This window comes from Stenotrophomonas sp. STEN022 (genome assembly GCF_056760155.1).
Genome location: NZ_JBRREG010000013.1, coordinates 41,930 through 59,968, shown reverse-complemented (window position 1 = coordinate 59,968; position 18,039 = coordinate 41,930). Strand labels below are relative to the sequence as shown.

The window sequence follows — 18,039 nt, the reverse complement described above, 5'->3', positions numbered from 1 at the left end:
TTGGGCGCACCCAGGGGGGTCAACACGCCGGGCTGGCGCCCCTTGGGCGCGCGGCCTGATGAACGACCGAAGGCTGCGCCTTCGGGCCGGACGGGTTGGGGAGGGGTCGCTTTTGCCTCAGTCCAGCACGCGGCAGAACACCGCCTTGAGGTAACGCGATTCCTGCACGTGCGCCATGAACGGGTGGTCCGGGCCAGCGCCGGCTACCTTCAGGATCTGGATGGTGCGGCCCGAGAAATAGGCGGCACGGCGCAGCATGTCGAGGAACTGGTCCTCGGCCACCAGGCCGGTGCAGGAGAACGTGGCAAACAGGCCGCCGGGCTTGACCACGCCCAAGGCCAGCTTGTTCATGTCCAGATACTTCTTCAACGCGGTGATGACCTGGTCGCGGTCGCGGGTCATCTTGGCCGGGTCCAGGATCACCACGTCGTACTGGTCGCCACGGTTGGCCGCATCACGCAGCCACGGGAAGATGTCGGCCTGCACGAACTTGGGCTTGGCGTTGTTCAAACGCGCATTGCCCTTGGCGATCTGGATCACGTCCTGGTCGATGTCCACGCCCAGTACCTCGGCCGCACCGCGTGCTGCGGCGTACACCGCAAAGCCACCGGTGTTGCAGCACAGGTCGAGCACGGTCTTGCCTTCCACCTGCTGGCTCAGCCACTCACGGTTCTCGCGCTGGTCGGCGAAGAAACCGGTCTTGTGCGCGCCGGCCGGGTCGGCGCGGAACTTGATGCCGTACTCGGTGATCACTGCCGGTTCGGTGGTGGTGTTGCCGTGGAAATCAAAGCTTTCCTGCTTCTGCACGTGTTCGTCGGCGAAGCTGTGGAAACGGCAGCCCGGGAACAGGTCGCGTAGCGCCTCGTAGATCCACTCGCGGTGACGGAACATGCCGGCAGCAAAGAACTCCACCACCAGCAGGTCGTCATAGCGGTCCACCACCAGGCCAGACAGGCCGTCGCCTTCGCTGTGGACAACGCGCCAGGCATTGGAGGTTGCGTCCAGCTTCAACACATCGCGGCGCAGCGACACCGCCTGCGCCAGCTTCTGCGCGAACCAGGCCTGGTCCACCGCTACGTCCGGATTGGTTTCCAGGATGCGCACGGCGATGCGCGAGTGGCCATTGTAGAAGCCGCGGCCAATCCACTCGCCGTCCACGCCGACCACATCGACGATGGTGCCGGACTTGGGCTTGACGGTCGGCTTCTCGACCAGTTTCTGGAAAATCCACGGGTGGCTGGAGCGCCACGCGTTCTTCAGGCGTACGACGGGGAGTGGGGTATTCATGGCGCTATTGTAGCCGGGCACCGCCCCCAGCCTGCAGCGTATTCATTGACTGTAATAGGCACAGGCTGCACTATTCGCTCCAGAAGGGGAGTAGCTCCCAGACGTTGTCGCCGTCAGTTCGAGTCGCAAGACTCCGGTGCAACGGCAGTTCCAGCCATTGGAACTGTGAGCAAGACCTTCGCCGCATAGGCGAAGCTCTGTCCCCGGTCTCCCCGATTCCGTGTCCAGCTCTTGGCCTTTGTGGTTCCGAGATATCCCCGTTCACGACCGGAATTTTTCCCATGATGCAGACAATTGGTAATCCTTGGCTGTGGGGCGGCTTCATAGCCGTCGTCATTGCCGCGCTGTTGATCGACCTGGTGCTGATGCGCCACGGCGGCCCGCACAAAGTCACCTTCAAGGAGGCCATCTACTGGTCACTGGGCTGGGTGGCGCTGGCCTTGGCCTTCAACGCCGGCCTCTGGTACTACCTGCACGAGACCGCAGGTGCGGCCGTTGCCAATGAAGTTGGCCTGCAGTTCCTGACCGGCTACCTGATCGAGAAGGCGCTGGCGGTCGACAACATCTTCGTCTTCCTGCTGATCATGGGCTACTTCGCGGTGCCGGAGACCCAGCGCCAACGCGTGCTGATCATCGGCATCCTGGGCGCGATCGTGCTGCGTACGATCATGATCTTCGCCGGTTCCGTGCTAGTTACCCAGTTCCATTGGCTGCTCTACGTGTTCGGCGCCTTCCTGCTCTACACCGGCTGGAAGATGTGGTTCGCCGCCAGCGAGGAACCCAGCCTGGATAACAACCCGGCGCTGAAGTTCATGCGCAAGCACCTGCGCATCACCCACGAGTACAGCGGCAACAACCTGGTCACCGAAAAGAATGGCGTGCGCTGGTTCACCCCGATGTTCGTGGTGCTGATCCTGATCGCGGTCACCGACGTGATCTTCGCGGTGGACTCGATCCCGGCCATCTTCGCCATCACCACCGACCCGTTCATCGTGCTGACCTCGAACGTGTTCGCGGTGCTGGGCCTGCGAGCGATGTTCTTCCTGCTGGCCGGCATGGCCGACCGTTTCCACCTGCTGCCCTACGGTCTGGCCGTCATCCTGGCCTTCATCGGTACCAAGATGCTGCTGATCGACATCTTCAAGATCCCGGTGCCGGTTTCGCTGGGTGTGGTTGCCGCGGTCCTGGTCGCCACCGTGATCCTGAGCCTGAAGATTCCGCCGAAGGGCGGCCACAAGGCCTGATGTCGGCGCCACCGGCGGGATTGTCCCGTCGGTGGCACGCCAGTTCCCATGCGCGGCGCCCTTGGCTTTCGCCGAAGGCGCCGCAATCCCTTGATCATGGACACGCCAACCCTGCCTGACACCGGCGATACGCCGGCCACCACCGCCCGCAACGACCGCAGCCGCGTGCTGCGCGCGTTCAACATCAGCCTGGGCTTTGTCCTGCTGCTGGTGGCGATGTTCGCCCTGCAAAGCAGCGGCTGGGATTGGCGGCCCTGGGCGGTAGCGCCGCTTGAAGCCAGCGGTCTGGCCGGCCTGCTTGGCGCGCCCTTGCTGCATGGTTCGATTGAACACCTGGGCGCCAATGCGGTCGCCCTGCTTATTCTCGGCACGCTGGCCGGCAGTGTTTATCCCAAAGCCACCCTGCGTGCCCTGCCCCTGCTGTGGTTGGGTTCCGGTCTGGGCGCCTGGATGCTGGGCGAGGCCGGCAGCCGCCATCTCGGTGCCAGTGGCCTGACCCACGGCCTGATGTTCCTGGTCTTCGTGCTCGGCCTGCTGCGCCGCGACCGGCCGGCAATCGCCGCCAGCCTGATCGGCTTCCTGTTCTACGGCAGCATGCTGATCACCATCCTGCCGCACGAGCCGGGCGTTTCCTGGCAATCGCATATGGGCGGTGCCGCCGCCGGCGTGATCGCCGCGCTGCTGTTCCGCAACGTCGACCCGCGCGCTGCACGCAAACGCTATAGCTGGGAAGACGAAGAAGAAGAACAACTGGCCCAGGCCGACAACGAACTGGAACCGCCCGCACCGGGCCAGGTGCCGGTGCTGTGGCAGCCGCGCGAAGGACGTGACTATGAGGTGGTGGTGCCGTTGCGCAGGCGGGATTCAGACGAGCGGCCCTAAGCGCCGCACGGTAGCTCGGCAGAGGCTCTACCAGCGAACCAGCAACCTGCAGGAGCGGCATAAGCCGCGAAGCTGCCGATGCTTGAAAGGCCTAAAAGCTAACCCCTCCCCAGCCCTCCCCTTGGCTACGCCAAAGGGAGGGAGCCAAGCGGCTGCGCTGCGGGCTGTCAGATTGCCAAGAACTGCTCCCTTCCTTTGGCGCAGCCAAGGGGGTGAAGAAGGCCTGCTTGCGCGCCATTGGCGCGCGGCCTGATGAACGACCGAAGGCTGTGCCTTCGGGCCGGACGGGTTGGGGAAGGGTCGCTCTTCAGCTCTTCAGCTCTTCAGCACTTAAGAACCACCATCCACCGCCCGTCGCCCCAGCGCCGGATCATCGGTGAAGAACGCATCGATGCCTGCCTGCAGATAGGCGCGGATCTCGGCCACCGAGGCGTCCGGGTTGCGTGCATTCTCCGCGCCCTGGCGCAGTGCCGGCGGCAGGAACGGGTTTTCCGGGCGGAAGCTGTAGGCCACGACCTGCAGGCCGGCCGCATGCGCGTCGCCGATCAAGGCAGTGGGCGCAGCCAATTTGCCCTGCGCGTCCAGCGGCACCAGCGCGCGCCGTTCCACACCGATCGCATCGGCATAGCTGGCGATATCACGCAGGCCTGCTGGCGTCATCATCTGTGCATACGTCAGGCTGCCACCGGCCAGCGCTACGTCGGCCGGCTTTTCATCACCACTGCTCAACAGCTGCAGCAGGCGGATATTGCTGTCCTTGCCGAGCTTGCCGCGGATCTGCCGCAGGTTGGCGGTCTCGAAGGACTGCAGCAGGATCGGCGCGACCTTGGTGTAGCTGTTGCCCTGCAGGCTGGCGAGCAGCTTGTCCTCCATTGGCAGGCCGATGCTCTTGAAGTAGCTGCCGTGCTTGATCTCCGGCGCCAGGCCGATACCGCGGTTGGCGCGCCCAGCCTGCTGCACCAGGAAGCTGATGATCTCGTCCAGCGTAGCGATGCGGAACTGGCCATCAAAGGCGGTGCCGCGGATCTGCGGCAGGCGCTCGCGCGCGTACAGCGTCTTCAGCTCGGCGACGGTGAAGTCTTCGGTGAACCAACCTTCGACCTGCTGGCCGTCGATCAGCTTGCGGGTGCGGCGGCTGGCGAACTCGGGATGGCTGGCGATATCGGTGGTCGAGCCGATCTCGTTCTCGTGGCGGGCCAGCATCACCCCGTCCTTGCTCATCACCAGGTCCGGCTCGATGTAATCGGCGCCGTCGCTGATGGCCTGTGCATAAGCGGCCAGGGTGTGCTCGGGCAGCAGTGCGCTGGCACCGCGGTGCGCGTACACCGAAACCTGGGGATAAGTCTGCGCGGCTGAGCTGTCCATTGCCCAACAGCATGCCACGCCAACCCCCACCGCCATCAACCAGGCCCAGCTTCGCACCGTCACTACTCCAATCGAAAACAAGGTGCGCAGCATGACGGCCGCATGTGACGTGCGGAAGAACATCACGTCACTGATTGCGTTGCCACTCCCAGCCACCGGCACTGGCATGCAGGCGGGCGCTGATGCCGATGGCCTGCAGCAGCGCCTCGTCATGCGAAACCAGCAACAGACTGCCCTGGTATTGGCGCAACAGGTCTTCCAGAGCCGCCAGCGCATCCAGGTCCAGATGATTGCCGGGCTCGTCCAGCAACAGCAGCTGTGCCGGTGGATCGGCGTACAGCGCGCAGGCCAGGCCGGCTTTCAGCCGCTGCCCGCCACTGAGCAGGCCAGAAGGCATCTGTACCTGGTTTGCATCCAGACCAAGCAAGGCCAACCGGCTACGCAACTCGCTCTCGGCCATGGCCGGATTACGCAGGCGCAGGGCCTCCAGCACGCTGCTCTGCGCGGGTAGCAGCTGCAGCTGCTGATCCAGCAAAGCCGCTGGCACCTGCACGCTCACCTCGCCAGCCAGCGCTGGCAGCTGTCCGGCCAACACCTTCAACAACGTCGACTTACCCACACCGTTGGCACCGGTGATGGCAACGCGTTCGCCCCGGCGCAGATTGAAGTCCAGCGCGCGCAGCGCCGGTGCTACGTGTGGCAGCTGCAGCTCGGTGGAACGCACCACCCACTCCGGTCCGCTGGTTTGCACGTTTGGGAGCAGCAATACCGGGGCGGCAGCCTCGCTATCGGCCTGTGCCTCGCGCACCGCGTCGTGCAGCTGTGTCTGGCGCTGATCAAGCTGCGCGCGTGCTTTGCCGAGGCTGGCTTCGGCACGCTGCCGCTGCAGGCCAAGCAGGATCGGCGCTTGATTGGCGTTGGCGGCCTCGCGGTTGCCGCGCGCGCTGCGTTGTTCGAGCCGCTGACGTTGTTCCCGCAGTGCCTGCTCGCCCTTGCGGCGTTCGTGCCGACGTTGCTGCAGCAAGGCCTCGGCTGCAGCGCGTTCGCCAGCACGCGCCTGTGCATAAAACGCATGGTTGCCGCCGTAGCTGCGCAGCCCCTGCGGTGACAGTTCGACGATGCGTTCCACCTGTTGCAGCAACAGGCGATCGTGACTGACCAGGATCAGGCCCTGTTTCCTCGCCTGCAGTTGCTCGGCCAACCAGTGCCGGCCGGCGTGATCGAGATGATTGCTGGGTTCATCGAGGATCAGCCACTCCACCGGCTGCAGCAATGCACCCACCAAGGCGACCCGCATGCATTGCCCGCCACTGAGTTTATCCACAGGTGTATCGGCATCAACGCCGTGCAGGCCTGCATCAGCCAAGGCCTGCTGCAGGGTTTCACACAGGCTCCATTGCTCGCCAATCGTGTCGAAATCCGCTTGCAGCGTGCTTCCTGCTTCAATCCTGCGCAATGCATCCACACGCTTATCCACAGCTGCGAGTTCGGCTACGCGCTGTCCTGTTTGTGGCCGTACCTGTTGTGCAAGGTAGTAGGCCTCACCGATGCGACGGCAGTGCCCGGCACTGGGTTGGCGCAACCCGGCCACTATCTGCGCGAGCACGGATTTGCCCACGCCGTTGCGGCCGACCAGCCCGGTGGGCCGGTCATCGAACTGTGCGTTGAGGTTGGAGAACAGGCGGCGCCCATCGGGCGTGTGCCACGCGACGCCATCCAGCGTCACGGAATTTGAGTTTGTCATGCGGTATTCCATCGATGCCCGAAGCACCCGGCCGCCAGCGGCAGCAGGGACTGGTAGGGACCGTCATCAAGACGGTGGCATCAATGGCGCATTGGACTGACTCCGTTGGCGGGGGAATCCCGTAACAGGGCCTAGCCTAACGGTGGCAAACAGAACTGTCAGTAACTGGCGGCGCGCTCTTGGCCACGCCGCCGTAGTCGGGAAAGCCGATGCTCAGGCCTGCGCCGCACGGTGCGTGGCACACAGCTTGTTGCCGGCCGGATCACGCAGATACGCCAGATAGAGCGGACCGAACGGGCTTTGCCGCGGTCCCGGTGGGTCTTCCACGCTCATGCCGCCGTGGCCAACACCTGCCGCGTGCCAGGCTTCGACCACTTCAGGAGAGGCGCAACTGAAGCCGATGGTGCCGCCATTGGCATGGGTGGCCGGCTCGCCGTTGCGCGGATGGCCGACGATCAGCAAGGCACCGGCGTGGAGATACACCACATTGCCCTTGGGATCGACGAAGCCCGGCTTTGCGCCGAGCGTGGACAGCAGCGCGTCATAGAACGCCTTGGATGCCTCAATGTCATTTGCGCCAACCACGATGTGCGAAAACATCACCTACCTCCTGACTTTTGGGTTGTCTGGCCGCTGCCGGCCGGTGGCTCAACGCCGGCACTATTTGCCGATGCAGAAGCTCGAGAAAATCCTGCCGAGCAGGTCATCGGCGGTCATGCGGCCGGTGATTTCGCCGAGTGCGTCATGCGCGAGGCGCAGTTCCTCGGCGGCCAGTTCCAGCTGGTCGTAGTGCAGCTGGCCATCGGCGGCATCGAGGTGTTCGCTGGCCAGGGCAAGCGCTTCGACGTGGCGCAGGCGCGCGGAGAACTCACCCTGCATGCCCTCGCCGGCACCGTGGCTGGCGATCTCGCGCAGGCGTGCGTGCAGCAGTTCCAGGCCTTCGCCGTTAGCGGCAGACAGGGCAATGCTGTCTTCGCCCAACTCCTGCGGCCACTGCGGCAGCAGATCGGACTTGTTGTGTATCCAAAGTTGGCGGGCGGCCTGTGCGGCGGCATCGCCAATGGCTGCCCTGCCCGCTTCCGGGTCACGCGCGTCAAGCACGACGATGGCCAGGTCGGCCCGCTGCATCTCGGCGCGGGCGCGGCGCATGCCTTCGCGTTCGATGGCGTCGCCACCTTCGCGCAGGCCGGCGGTGTCGACCAGCTCCAGCTCCAGGCCGTCGATGCGGATGGTCTCGCGCAAGGTGTCGCGGGTGGTGCCGGCAATGTCGGTGACGATGGCCCGCTCGCTGCCGGCCAATGCATTGAGCAGCGAGCTCTTGCCGGCGTTCGGCGGCCCGATCAGCACCGCATGCAGGCCATCGCGCAGCTTGCGGCCGCGCTCGGCATCGATACGCAGCTGCGCAAGCAAGGCCTTGGTCTGCTCGATGCCTGCGCGCACCTGCGCGCCACCCAGCGTATCCAGCGGCTCGTCGGCGAAGTCGATGGCGGCTTCAACATGGATGCGCAGCCGCACCAGTTGCTCGCCCACCTCTTCCACGCGGCGTGAGAACACGCCGTCCAGCGAACGCCGCGCGGCACGCGCGGCGCGCACGTCGCCGGCGGCAATCAGGTCGGCGATGGCTTCGGCCTGGGCCAGGTCGAGCTTGCCGTTGAGGAAGGCCCGCTCGCTGAACTCACCGGCGCGGGCCTGGCGCGCACCCAGTTCGATGCAACGGGCCAGCAGCTGGCGCAGCACAACCGGGCTGCCGTGGCCCTGCAGTTCCACTACATCCTCGCCGGTAAAGCTGCGCGGACCGGGGAAGTACAGGGCGATGCCGTCGTCGATGACCTCGCCTGCGTCATCGCGGAACTTGGCGTAGTGGGCGTGACGCGGCTTGAGCTGTGGACAACCCAATGCAAGCGCAATCCGCAGTGACTGCGGACCGGAGACACGCAGCATGCCAACGCCGCCGGCAGCAGCGCCGCTGGCGATGGCAACAATGGTCTGGCCTGTGGACACGTCGCTCATGGCTTACAGCCTCTGCAGTTGTGCGCGGGCCTGGGCGGCGCCGCTGCCTTGCGGCTGCAGCTCCAGGTAGGTGCTGTAGGCCTGCTTGGCCTTCACCTTGTCACCGGCATTGAAGTAGGCATCACCTAGATTGAGATAGGCCACCGCGCGCGAAGGATCGATCTTCAAGGTGTTCTCCAACCAGCGCGCAGCTTCGGCATAGCGCTGCTGGCGGTAGTAGACGAAGCCGAGGTTGTTGGCTGCCTGGGCGAAGTCCGGACGCAGCTTCAGTGCTTCGGTGAACTGCGCCACCGCTTCGTCGTAGCGTTTCTCGCGGTAGAGCTGCAGGCCGCGGTCGTTGGCCTGCTGCGCGCGCTGACGGTCCGAAGTCGGTACGGCGGCCGGCACCACCAGGGTGCTCTTGCCGCCTTGCAGATCGGCGACCGTTACCGGCGCTTCGGTCTTGTCCGCAGGCTTGGCGTCCTGCGCGGCATCGACACGGCTGTTGAGGGCAATGGCGTCGGCCGAGAGCTGGCGGGTATCGGCGTTGAGGAATTCCTGGCTGTCCGGCACCTGGAACACGAACTCGCCGCCCTGCGAACCGGGCAGGCTGCCAAAGGCCGGGGTCTGCCGCGATACCGCCGACACCGCAGGCGCCACATACGCGGCCAACTCGGTGCCGGTGATCAGGCCATCGCCATTGAGGTCGCCCTTGCCGGCCAGCGCCTGCAACAGCACCCAGGTGAATACCGAATGCCCGTTCGGGCCGCTGTCGGCAACCTGCTGGTCGGCGCCGCCGGCAGTCAACATCTGCCGCGCGCTGCGGCGGGCGTTCTCACGCAGGAAGGACGACGAACTGCCGCCGCCGCGGGTCAACCCAAGTCCGCTGTAGCAGGCATCCATCACGAATAGCACGTGCTTGGCCTGCATGCTCTCGGCGATGTTCTGGATGTCGGTCATCGCGATGGCATCGGTGGCGAATTCGTTCGGGTCCGAGTCCACCGGAATGATGTAGCCGAGGTCACGGCCGGAGGCGAGCTGGCGGGTCGCACCATGACCGGCGAAGAACACGAACACGCGGTCGTTCTTGCCGGTGCGCTCATCGGCCAGGCGGTCGTGGAAGGCAGCGAGGATGTTGTTGCGGGTGGCCTGCTGGTTTTTCAGCACGATCACCTGCGAGGACGGGAAGCTGAACTGGCCGGTGAGCGTATCGGCGATGGACTGGGCGTCGCGGCCAGCGTATTCGAGCTTGGGCCACTTGGCGTAGTCATCGATGCCAATGACGATCGCCCAGGATTTTTCGTAGCCGGTGGTGACCGTGGTATCGGCGACCGCGCCCTTGCGCGCGCGGCTGACGCTGAAATCACGACCATTCCAACCGGCGAACTGGTAGCCATCGGCGATCAGCTTGTCGAGGATCTGCGGCAGTGCCTTCACCGCGCGGTCGTGGATGTCATGGAACAGGATGATGCCGCGCTGTTCCTTCTGCACCTGGTCGACCACGCGCTGCACGATGGACTCTGGCACCGGGTCAGCCCAGTCCATCGAGTCGATGTTCCACATGATGGATTTCAGGCCGGCTTCGTTGAGCAGCTGCAGGCCTTCGGCATTGCGCGCGCCATACGGGAAGCGGAACAGCGGTGCGCGCTTGGCATCCACACCCTTGAGCAAGGTATCGGTATCGAGCACCTGCTGGCGCAGCGCATCGCCAGTGGTGCGCGAAAGCTGCGCGTGGGTCAGGCTGTGGTTGCCGACCGCATAGCCGTGTTCCATCAAGCTCCGGCTGATGCCAGCCATCGGCCCGAGCTTGACCTTGCCATCGGCCTCGACCGCCCCGAGGTTGCGGCCCACTTCAAAGAACACACCCGGCACATCGTAGCGCTGCAGGATGGCGACGACTTCATCGGTGTACGCCTTGTGCGGGCCATCGTCGAAGGTCAGCACCACGGTTTTGGCCGGCAGGTCACGGCCGAAGATTTCGCGGTCGCTGTCCTGCATCGACATCGGGTAGGGCTCGATCACACCGAAGTCGCGCAGGATGGCGTCGCGCTTGTACAGCGTGTTGAGGTGGGCGACGTAGTCGTCCCATTTCTCGCGCTTGAGCTCGATGGCGCGGGTGCGCTCGAAGCGGCTGAAGATGCGGGTCAGTTCCTGGTTGTAGTTGCGCTCGATCTCGTCGAGTGCGTCCAGGTCTTCGCCGATGCGCTGGTGCAGCTTCACCGCCGGCAACGAGGAGTCCGCGCCGACGCGCTGATGCAGTTCGCGCAGTATTTCGCGGAAGGCCAGGCGATCGGCGTCGTAGAGCTCGGGCGAGGATTCGATGTAATCCAGCACCGTGCCCAGGGTAGCGAAGCGCTGCGGGTTGGGGTCACGCAGCAAGGCGTCGAACTGCGCGGCAATGGCCTGGCGTTGTTCCAGGCCGTCATGGAACAGCTGTTGGCCGATGCGACTGGAGGTCTGGCGGTCGGCTGGCGATTGCTGCGCTTCGTCGGCCAGCAATACGACGATGCGGCGGTGCCCGTCCAACTGTTTCTGCAATGCGGTCAACAGCGGTGCGGCCGCTGGATTGGCTGCGGCGGCAGCCTGCGCGCTGGCCTGGGTTGGCGTCGCGGTGCCGGTCTCGTCCTGCTTGGAACAGCCGGCAAGCGTCAAAGCGGCAAGCAACACGGCAGGCAGGATCAGGCGGCGCAACGACGAACGGGGCATAGCGGGCTCAGGGAAAGGGTGCAACAGATGTGGTGATTCTAACGCCACAGGCAAAAGCCAAGCTTGTGACGCCGGCTGGCTGTTTGTGGGAGCGGTGTAAGCCGCGAAGCAAGCACAGCATCAGATCGCATAGGTCCCGAAGGTTTCAGCAGAACCGGCTTCGCGGCTTACACCGCTCCCACAAACAGCCGATCAACCGAAGGCTCTGTCTTCGCCTGCCCCCACATGCGAAAAGCCCGCCTTGCGGCGGGCTTTTGCTTACTTGGCTTCGATCACCTTGCTCGGCGCGTCTTCGCCGTGCTTCTTGATCATCCACCACTGCTGCAGCAGGCTCAGGCCGCCGTTGACCACCCAGTACAGGACCAGGCCGGACGGCATGAAGGCCATCATCACGCCGAATACCAGCGGCATGAACTGCATCATCTTCTGCTGCATCGGGTCCATGCCCACAGCCGGGGTCAGCTTCTGGGTGAACCACATCACCGCGATGTTGATGATCGGCAGGATGAAGTACGGGTCACGTGCGGTCAGATCCTGGATCCAGCCCAGCCACGGTGCCTGACGCAGTTCCACCGATTCCACCAGCACCCAGTACAGGGCGAAGAAGATCGGCATCTGGATCAGCAGCGGCAGGCAGCCACCCAGCGGATTGATCTTCTCCTTCTTGTACAGCTCCATCATTGCGGTCTGGAACTTCTGCTTGTCGTCGCCGTAGCGCTCTTTCAGCTGCGCGATGCGCGGCTGGAACTTGCGCATCTTGGCCTGCGACTTGAACTGCGCATTGGCCAGCGGGAACAACGCCATCTTCAACAGGATCACCAGGCCGATGATGGCCCAGCCCCAGTTGCCGACCAGCTTGTGCACCTGGTTCATCACCCAGAACAAGCCCTGGCCGATGATGGCCATGATCGAGAAGCGGCTGTAATCGACCACGCGGTCCAGGCCCTTCACGTCTTCCTTGGCGATCTGGTTGACCAGCTTCGGGCCCACCCACAGGCGGGCCTCGGTGCTGACCTTCTGGCCCGGTGCCACGGTGAAGCCGGGGCCGCGGGTTTCGATCACGTTGCGCGGGCCGTTCTGTGACAGCAGGTACAGCGCGGACTGGTCAGCCTGCGGAATCCAGGCAGTGAAGAAATGGTGCTGCAGCATCGCCACCCAGCCACCACTGATGGTCTGGTTGATCGGGCCGTCTTCCATGTAGTCCTTGAACGCACGACGCTGGTAGCCATCAGCCGGGCTGAACCAGGTGGCGCCATTGAAGCTGAAGGAATCCGGATTGGTCATGCCCTTGCTGATCACCGGCGGCACGCGATCCAGCTTGCGGAACACATAGCCCTGCCACGGCGCGGTGCCGGTATTGACCACTTCGTCCTTCACGCTGATGGCGTAATCGCCGCGCTTGAAGGTGTAGGTGCGGTGGATGCTGACGCCATTCGGGCCATTCCACACGAACGGCACCTGCACTTCGTTTTGGCCGTCAGCCAGCGCCACGGTGGTGACACCCTGCACCGGCTGGAAGCCGTTGGCGCCGGGCACCGGCGAGTTGTTCTGGCTGGCCCAACCGGCGGTGGCGCTGTACGGGTGCGCCTTGTCTTCGGTCAGCAGCTGCACCGGCGGGCTGCCGGCAGCCTTGGTCTGCGGGAAGTGCAGCAGATCGGCGTCGAGCACGCTGCGGCCGTCGAGCACCAGCTTCAGAACGTCGGTGGTGACGGTCACGCGCTGGGCGCTGGCAGCAGCTTCCATGCCTTGAGCGGCGGCAGCAACCGGCGGTTGGCCCGGAACAGTGGCCTGCGGCACGTCGGCGGTGGCCGGCGCATGCAGATCGACGTCATTGGCGCTCGGCACAGCCGGTTGGGTGGCGGCCACGGTTGCCGGATCCGGTGCGGCCTTTTCGCGACCCCATTCCATCCACAGCAGCACGGCTACCATCAGCCAGGCAAAAATCAGGAATACACGGGTCTGGTTCATCAGCAGGCAGGCTCGGCTCGACCGGAGGAAGTGTCCGGTACGTTCAAAGGAAGAGGGGCGGGTGCGCCCTCGTGCGGCGGCATTGTGCCGCCCGCAGCCACAACGGGCAATGCGCCGGCACGGCGCAGCAGGCGCTCGAACGCCTCACGGATCTGTTGATTACTGGCTGTCTTGGCCGCGGATCGGGCGACGATGACGTAATCGCCACCGCTCAGGCACGACCGTAGATGGCGTGTTGCATCCCGCAACACACGCTTGATACGGTTACGACCGACCGCACGCGTATCCACCTTGCGTGACACAGCCAAGCCGAGTCGAGCAGGGGAATCCCCTTTCAACCAGTGGAGTGTCATCAAGGGTTCGGATACACGGCGGGCGCCGTTGAAGACCGTTGTATATTCGGCACGCGTACGAACCCGCGCAGAGCGAGGGAATCGCTTGCGCGGGCAAGTACTGATCACGATCGGTGTTGCGATTGCCGCTTCACGCGGCAACGCAATCAAGCGCTGAGGACTTTGCGGCCCTTGGCGCGGCGACGCGACAGGATCTTGCGGCCGTCGGCGGTCTTCATACGAGCACGGAAACCGTGATCGCGCTTGCGCTTGAGGTTGCTGGGCTGGAACGTGCGCTTGGTGGCCATTGGGGCACCTGTATGAAGTGGACGGAAAGAACCGGAAATTCTATAGACCCTACCGGGGTCGCGTCAAGTCTCGCTTGACAAAGCTATCCACAGCCCGGTGTACATCTTGTGGATGAGCCTGTGAATAAAACCGGGACAAGCATTCCCGCATCGGGCCTGCGGTGGTAGTCTGAGCCATCCACTTTCCCCCTTCCGGCCTGTGGCCCGGCGGCTTTCTGCGCCCGGCTGGCAAGCCTTTGACGACTATTGCTGATGGATGCCTGGACACGTTGTCTCGAACGTCTGGAGGCGGAATTTCCGCCCGAAGATGTCCACACCTGGTTGAAGCCGCTGCAGGCCGACCAACGCGCTGACAGCCTTGTGCTGTACGCGCCCAATGCCTTTATCGTCGACCAGGTGCGCGAACGCTACCTGCCGCGCATCGGCGAACTGCTGACCCATTTCGCCGGTTTCGGCGAGGTGATCCTGGAAATCGGCTCGCGTCCGCGGGCGCCGGAACCGGCCCCGCTGGTCACCCCGAGCGCCAGCCATGTGCCGGCCGCACCGGTAGTGCCGTTCAACGGCAACCTCGACGCCCACTACACCTTCACCAATTTCGTCGAAGGCCGCAGCAACCAGCTCGGTTTGGCGGCGGCATTCCAGGCGGCGCAAAAGCCGGGTGATCGTGCACATAACCCGCTGTTGCTGTACGGCGGCACCGGTCTGGGTAAAACCCACCTGATGCTGGCCGCTGGCAATGCCATGCGCCAGGCAAATCCGGCTGCAAAAGTGCTGTATCTGCGTTCGGAACAGTTCTTCAGCGCGATGATCCGTGCGCTGCAGGAAAAGTCCATGGACCAGTTCAAGCGCCAGTTCCAGCAAGTGGACGCGCTGCTGATCGATGACATCCAGTTCTTCGCCGGCAAAGACCGCACCCAGGAAGAGTTCTTCCACACCTTCAACGCCTTGTTTGACGGAAAGCAGCAGATCATCCTGACCTGCGACCGCTACCCGCGCGAAGTGGAAGGCCTGGAAGCCCGCCTGAAATCACGTCTGGCCTGGGGTTTGTCGGTGGCCATCGAGCCGCCGGACTTTGAAACCCGTGCTGCCATCGTGTTGGCCAAGGCCCGCGAACGCGGCGCCGAGATTCCGGACGACGTGGCGTTCCTGATTGCCAAGAAGATGCGCTCCAACGTGCGCGATCTGGAAGGTGCACTCAATACGTTGACCGCCCGCGCCAATTTCACCGGCCGCGCGATCACCACCGAGTTTGCCCAGGAAACCCTGCGCGATCTTCTGCGTGCCCAGCAACAAGCCATCAGCATCCCCAATATCCAGAAAACGGTTGCCGACTACTACGGCCTGCAGATCAAGGATCTGTTGTCCAAGCGGCGCACCCGTTCACTGGCCCGTCCGCGTCAGGTCGCCATGGCGCTGACCAAGGAACTGACCGAACACAGCCTGCCGGAAATCGGCGATGCGTTTGCCGGCCGCGACCACACCACGGTGCTGCACGCCTGCCGCCAGATCCGCACGTTGATGGAAACCGACGGCAAGCTGCGCGAAGACTGGGAAAAGCTGATCCGCAAGCTCAGCGAGTAAGCCCCGGCGCTGCCCTGTTGGAACGCTCATCGATGAAACAGATGGAAAAACCATTGGGGCAGCGAGGTCTGGGCTGGAAGTGGAGCGAATGATGCACCGACGCCACTGCGGCGTCATCGCACAAAACGGTGCATGATTCGGGGGCAGGTTTTGGAGAAGTTGTGGATAAAATTGGTCGGCAAAACCGCGTCAAAATTATCCACAGGTTCACCCACCTGCTCAGCGGTAGTAATACATGGGTTTCAGCTTCAATAAAACATTTAAAAACAAACACTTAGGTGTGTTTTAAGCCAAATCTGGCTCTACCAGCACCACCAAGCTTTTGATTTAATCCACATCTTTTAAAAGCATAGGGGCACGAAACCACATGCGTTTCACACTGCAGCGCGAAGCCTTTCTCAAGCCGTTGGCCCAGGTCGTCAACGTGGTTGAACGCCGTCAGACCCTGCCGGTTCTGGCCAATTTCCTCGTCCAGGTTCAGGGCGGCCAGCTTTCGCTGACCGGTACCGACCTGGAAGTCGAAATGGTCTCCCGCATCGCGGTCGAAGATGCCCAGGACGGCGAAACCACGATCCCGGCGCGTAAATTGTTCGAGATCATCCGTGCCCTGCCCGACGGCAGCCGCATCACGGTTTCGCAGACGGGCGACAAGATCACCGTCCAGGCTGGACGCAGCCGCTTCACCCTGGCAACTCTGCCGGCCAACGACTTCCCGTCGGTTGACGAAGTTGAAGCTACCGAGCGCGTCGTTGTACCGGAAGCAGCTTTGAAGGAACTGATCGAGCGCACTGCGTTCGCAATGGCGCAGCAAGACGTGCGCTATTACCTCAACGGCCTGCTGTTCGACCTGCGCGACAGCATCCTGCGCTGCGTCGCAACCGACGGCCACCGCCTGGCGCTGTGCGAAACCGCGCTGGAAAACGATAACGGCGCCAAGCGCCAGATCATCGTGCCGCGCAAGGGCGTGACCGAATTGCAACGTCTGCTGGAAGGCGGCGAGCGCGAGGTCGAGCTGGAAGTCGGTCGCAGCCATGTGCGCATGAAGCGCGACGATGTCACCTTCACCTCGAAGCTGATCGATGGCCGTTTCCCGGATTACGAGGCAGTGATTCCGATCGGCGCAGACCGTGAAGTAAAGGTCGAGCGCGAAACCCTGCGTGCTTCGCTGCAGCGTGCGGCGATTCTCTCCAACGAGAAGTACCGCGGCGTTCGCGTCGAAGTAACCCCGGGCCAGCTGAAAATCAGCGCGCATAACCCGGAGCAGGAAGAGGCCCAGGAAGAAATCGAAGCCGATACCGTAGTCAGCGATCTGGCCATCGGCTTCAACGTGAACTACCTGCTCGATGCCCTGTCGGCACTGCGCGATGAGCACGTTGTCATCCAGCTGCGCGATTCCAACTCTTCGGCACTAGTGCGTGAAGCCAGCAGTGAGAAGTCGCGTCACGTGGTGATGCCGCTGCGTCTCTAACCCGTAGGTTCCACGTGGAACACGAAGAAGCCCGGCTCAGTGCCGGGCTTTTTTGTGGGCTTTGGTTCTGCCTGAGGTTCCACGTGGAACACCAAGGAAGTCCCCGAAGTCATCGGTTTCAGGGCTACTGGCTGTCCCTTTCGACCTGCTTCCACAGCGAAACAGCGGAATTGCCGCAAATCACCGGCCCACATGCCCCCACCCGATGTCTTCCAGCTTCCTTCGCAGGCAACAAGTCAGGCACTGATACCGGATGCTGGGGTCCAATCCATGCCGATAGGCGTTGCCACTGCCTTCGAAGTACATGGGAATCGCAGCGCTGGAATTCTTGCCTGGTCCGTTCGCTTCGGCGTTCACCGGGAGTCTTTGTTCCACAGAGCCTCATCCCTCTCCGGCTGCACCGGCAGCTCTGAACGAACATGGTCCGGTTGAACCTTCGAGGCTGTCGCCGAGATCAAAGATCATCGGCTCAACGTCTTCGATGTTTCAGGGGTTCATACCCGATCCGAACATAGAGCCGGATCGGCGGAGCAAGGCGAACAACGAAATCCGTGAAATCCGGAAGCCGGGGCCCAGACCAGTCGATCAGAATTCAAGAAATCAGACCCGATTCCAGGACCGCTGCAAAGGGCTGGCATGGCGGACGGGGCTGTTGGCTTAGATCGACATCAGATTTCTTGAAATCTGAAAGCAAGAGCTGGATCCCAGGAGCCAGAATTCAAAGATTCACAGCTCTGGCTTTTCGCCCTTTCTGGCGGCCTGTTTTGTCAGCTTTATGCTTTAAATCTGAGAATAAATCAAAAGCTTGGTGGTGATGGTAGGAGCAGATTTTATGTAAAACTACCTTAAGTGTTTGTTTTACATCGTCTTATTGGCGTTGAAACCCCCTGTAAAACAGGGCTTCTAGCCTGTGGATATCTGTGGATAAGGTCGAAGAGGTCTCTCAAGGGCACTTTTATCCACAGATTGCCCAACTTATACACAGGGCTTGTACCCGGACCTATACAAGCCCAAAAAAACATCGTGTTTCCGCGAAATCTGCAGTGCTGGTGCCCACAGCTCTGTCCAGATTTGAAGAAATCCGGCGATGTTCCACGTGGCACTCATAGACGCTGGATCACCGATCGCACTTGACCTGCATATCGGGCTGCTCGAACTTGGTGGA

The 18,039-nt window shown here is 63.1% G+C and carries 13 protein-coding genes; 4 read left to right on the top strand and 9 right to left on the bottom strand.

All coding sequences use genetic code 11. The features are described from left to right. Nucleotides 1–117 precede the first annotated feature (117 nt). Nucleotides 118–1,287 carry a class I SAM-dependent rRNA methyltransferase gene (locus ACVOMF_RS04820; RefSeq protein ID WP_481508248.1) on the bottom strand — a complete coding sequence of 390 codons (1,170 nt, stop codon included), beginning with the start codon at nucleotides 1,285–1,287 and terminating at the stop codon, nucleotides 118–120. Nucleotides 1,288–1,571: 284 nt separating this feature from the next. Between ACVOMF_RS04820 and ACVOMF_RS04815 the strand changes: the two genes are divergently transcribed. Further along, entirely contained in the window at nucleotides 1,572–2,531 is a 960-nt protein-coding gene (locus ACVOMF_RS04815; protein ID WP_481508250.1) for a TerC family protein, read from the top strand. 96 nt (nucleotides 2,532–2,627) lie between these two features. Next, nucleotides 2,628–3,413 (top strand): rhomboid family intramembrane serine protease, encoded by a 786-nt coding sequence (locus tag ACVOMF_RS04810; protein ID WP_481508247.1) that lies wholly within the window; start codon nucleotides 2,628–2,630, stop codon nucleotides 3,411–3,413. Nucleotides 3,414–3,743: 330 nt separating this feature from the next. Here ACVOMF_RS04810 and ACVOMF_RS04805 read toward each other — a convergent pair whose 3' ends face one another. From ACVOMF_RS04805 to rpmH, 8 genes are all read right to left on the bottom strand, one after another. Beyond that, the gene (locus tag ACVOMF_RS04805; RefSeq protein ID WP_481508246.1) at nucleotides 3,744–4,778 is read right to left on the bottom strand and encodes a glycerophosphodiester phosphodiesterase; all 1,035 of its coding nucleotides are present in this window, start codon (nucleotides 4,776–4,778) and stop codon (nucleotides 3,744–3,746) included. Between the two features lie 127 nt (nucleotides 4,779–4,905). Beyond that, on the bottom strand, nucleotides 4,906–6,522 hold the full coding sequence (locus ACVOMF_RS04800) for an ATP-binding cassette domain-containing protein (protein WP_481508245.1): 1,617 nt from the start codon (nucleotides 6,520–6,522) through the stop codon (nucleotides 4,906–4,908). Nucleotides 6,523–6,735: 213 nt separating this feature from the next. Then, nucleotides 6,736–7,122, bottom strand: a complete 387-nt coding sequence (locus tag ACVOMF_RS04795; RefSeq protein WP_481508244.1) for a VOC family protein — start codon at nucleotides 7,120–7,122, stop codon at nucleotides 6,736–6,738. Between the two features lie 60 nt (nucleotides 7,123–7,182). Beyond that, complete coding sequence (gene mnmE, locus ACVOMF_RS04790) at nucleotides 7,183–8,532, bottom strand: tRNA uridine-5-carboxymethylaminomethyl(34) synthesis GTPase MnmE (protein WP_481508243.1); 1,350 nt, start codon at nucleotides 8,530–8,532, stop codon at nucleotides 7,183–7,185. A gap of 3 nt (nucleotides 8,533–8,535) precedes the next feature. Then, entirely contained in the window at nucleotides 8,536–11,217 is a 2,682-nt protein-coding gene (locus ACVOMF_RS04785) for a polysaccharide deacetylase family protein (protein WP_481508242.1), read from the bottom strand. Nucleotides 11,218–11,475: 258 nt separating this feature from the next. Further along, complete coding sequence (gene yidC, locus ACVOMF_RS04780; RefSeq protein ID WP_481508241.1) at nucleotides 11,476–13,185, bottom strand: membrane protein insertase YidC; 1,710 nt, start codon at nucleotides 13,183–13,185, stop codon at nucleotides 11,476–11,478. Further along, nucleotides 13,185–13,688, bottom strand: coding sequence for a ribonuclease P protein component (rnpA, locus tag ACVOMF_RS04775; RefSeq protein WP_481508240.1), 504 nt, complete (start codon nucleotides 13,686–13,688; stop codon nucleotides 13,185–13,187). The genes yidC and rnpA overlap by 1 nt, the downstream gene beginning before the upstream one ends. Continuing rightward, entirely contained in the window at nucleotides 13,685–13,825 is a 141-nt protein-coding gene (rpmH, locus tag ACVOMF_RS04770; RefSeq protein ID WP_006404565.1) for a 50S ribosomal protein L34, read from the bottom strand. Before rpmH ends, rnpA begins: the two co-directional genes overlap by 4 nt. Before the next feature lie 252 nt (nucleotides 13,826–14,077). On the opposite strand from rpmH, the gene dnaA reads away from it, so the two are divergent. Continuing rightward, a complete protein-coding gene (dnaA, locus tag ACVOMF_RS04765; protein WP_481508239.1) occupies nucleotides 14,078–15,406 on the top strand; it encodes a chromosomal replication initiator protein DnaA in 1,329 nt (442 codons plus the stop codon). Between the two features lie 367 nt (nucleotides 15,407–15,773). After that, nucleotides 15,774–16,874, top strand: coding sequence for a DNA polymerase III subunit beta (gene dnaN, locus ACVOMF_RS04760; protein ID WP_057629944.1), 1,101 nt, complete (start codon nucleotides 15,774–15,776; stop codon nucleotides 16,872–16,874). The last annotated feature ends 1,165 nt before the right edge of the window (nucleotides 16,875–18,039 follow it).

Bases quoted from the DNA above. Each gene is read 5' to 3' on its own strand.
- ACVOMF_RS04795 (WP_481508244.1), bottom strand. From the start codon at position 7,122: ATGTTTTCGCACATCGTGGTTGGCGCAAATGACATTGAGGCATCCAAG.
- yidC (WP_481508241.1), bottom strand. From the start codon at position 13,185: ATGAACCAGACCCGTGTATTCCTGATTTTTGCCTGGCTGATGGTAGCC.
- ACVOMF_RS04810 (WP_481508247.1), top strand. From the start codon at position 2,628: ATGGACACGCCAACCCTGCCTGACACCGGCGATACGCCGGCCACCACC.
- ACVOMF_RS04800 (WP_481508245.1), bottom strand. From the start codon at position 6,522: ATGACAAACTCAAATTCCGTGACGCTGGATGGCGTCGCGTGGCACACG.
- dnaA (WP_481508239.1), top strand. From the start codon at position 14,078: ATGGATGCCTGGACACGTTGTCTCGAACGTCTGGAGGCGGAATTTCCG.
- ACVOMF_RS04785 (WP_481508242.1), bottom strand. From the start codon at position 11,217: ATGCCCCGTTCGTCGTTGCGCCGCCTGATCCTGCCTGCCGTGTTGCTT.
- ACVOMF_RS04815 (WP_481508250.1), top strand. From the start codon at position 1,572: ATGCAGACAATTGGTAATCCTTGGCTGTGGGGCGGCTTCATAGCCGTC.
- rpmH (WP_006404565.1), bottom strand. From the start codon at position 13,825: ATGGCCACCAAGCGCACGTTCCAGCCCAGCAACCTCAAGCGCAAGCGC.
- dnaN (WP_057629944.1), top strand. From the start codon at position 15,774: ATGCGTTTCACACTGCAGCGCGAAGCCTTTCTCAAGCCGTTGGCCCAG.
- ACVOMF_RS04820 (WP_481508248.1), bottom strand. From the start codon at position 1,287: ATGAATACCCCACTCCCCGTCGTACGCCTGAAGAACGCGTGGCGCTCC.
- mnmE (WP_481508243.1), bottom strand. From the start codon at position 8,532: ATGAGCGACGTGTCCACAGGCCAGACCATTGTTGCCATCGCCAGCGGC.
- ACVOMF_RS04805 (WP_481508246.1), bottom strand. From the start codon at position 4,778: ATGGACAGCTCAGCCGCGCAGACTTATCCCCAGGTTTCGGTGTACGCG.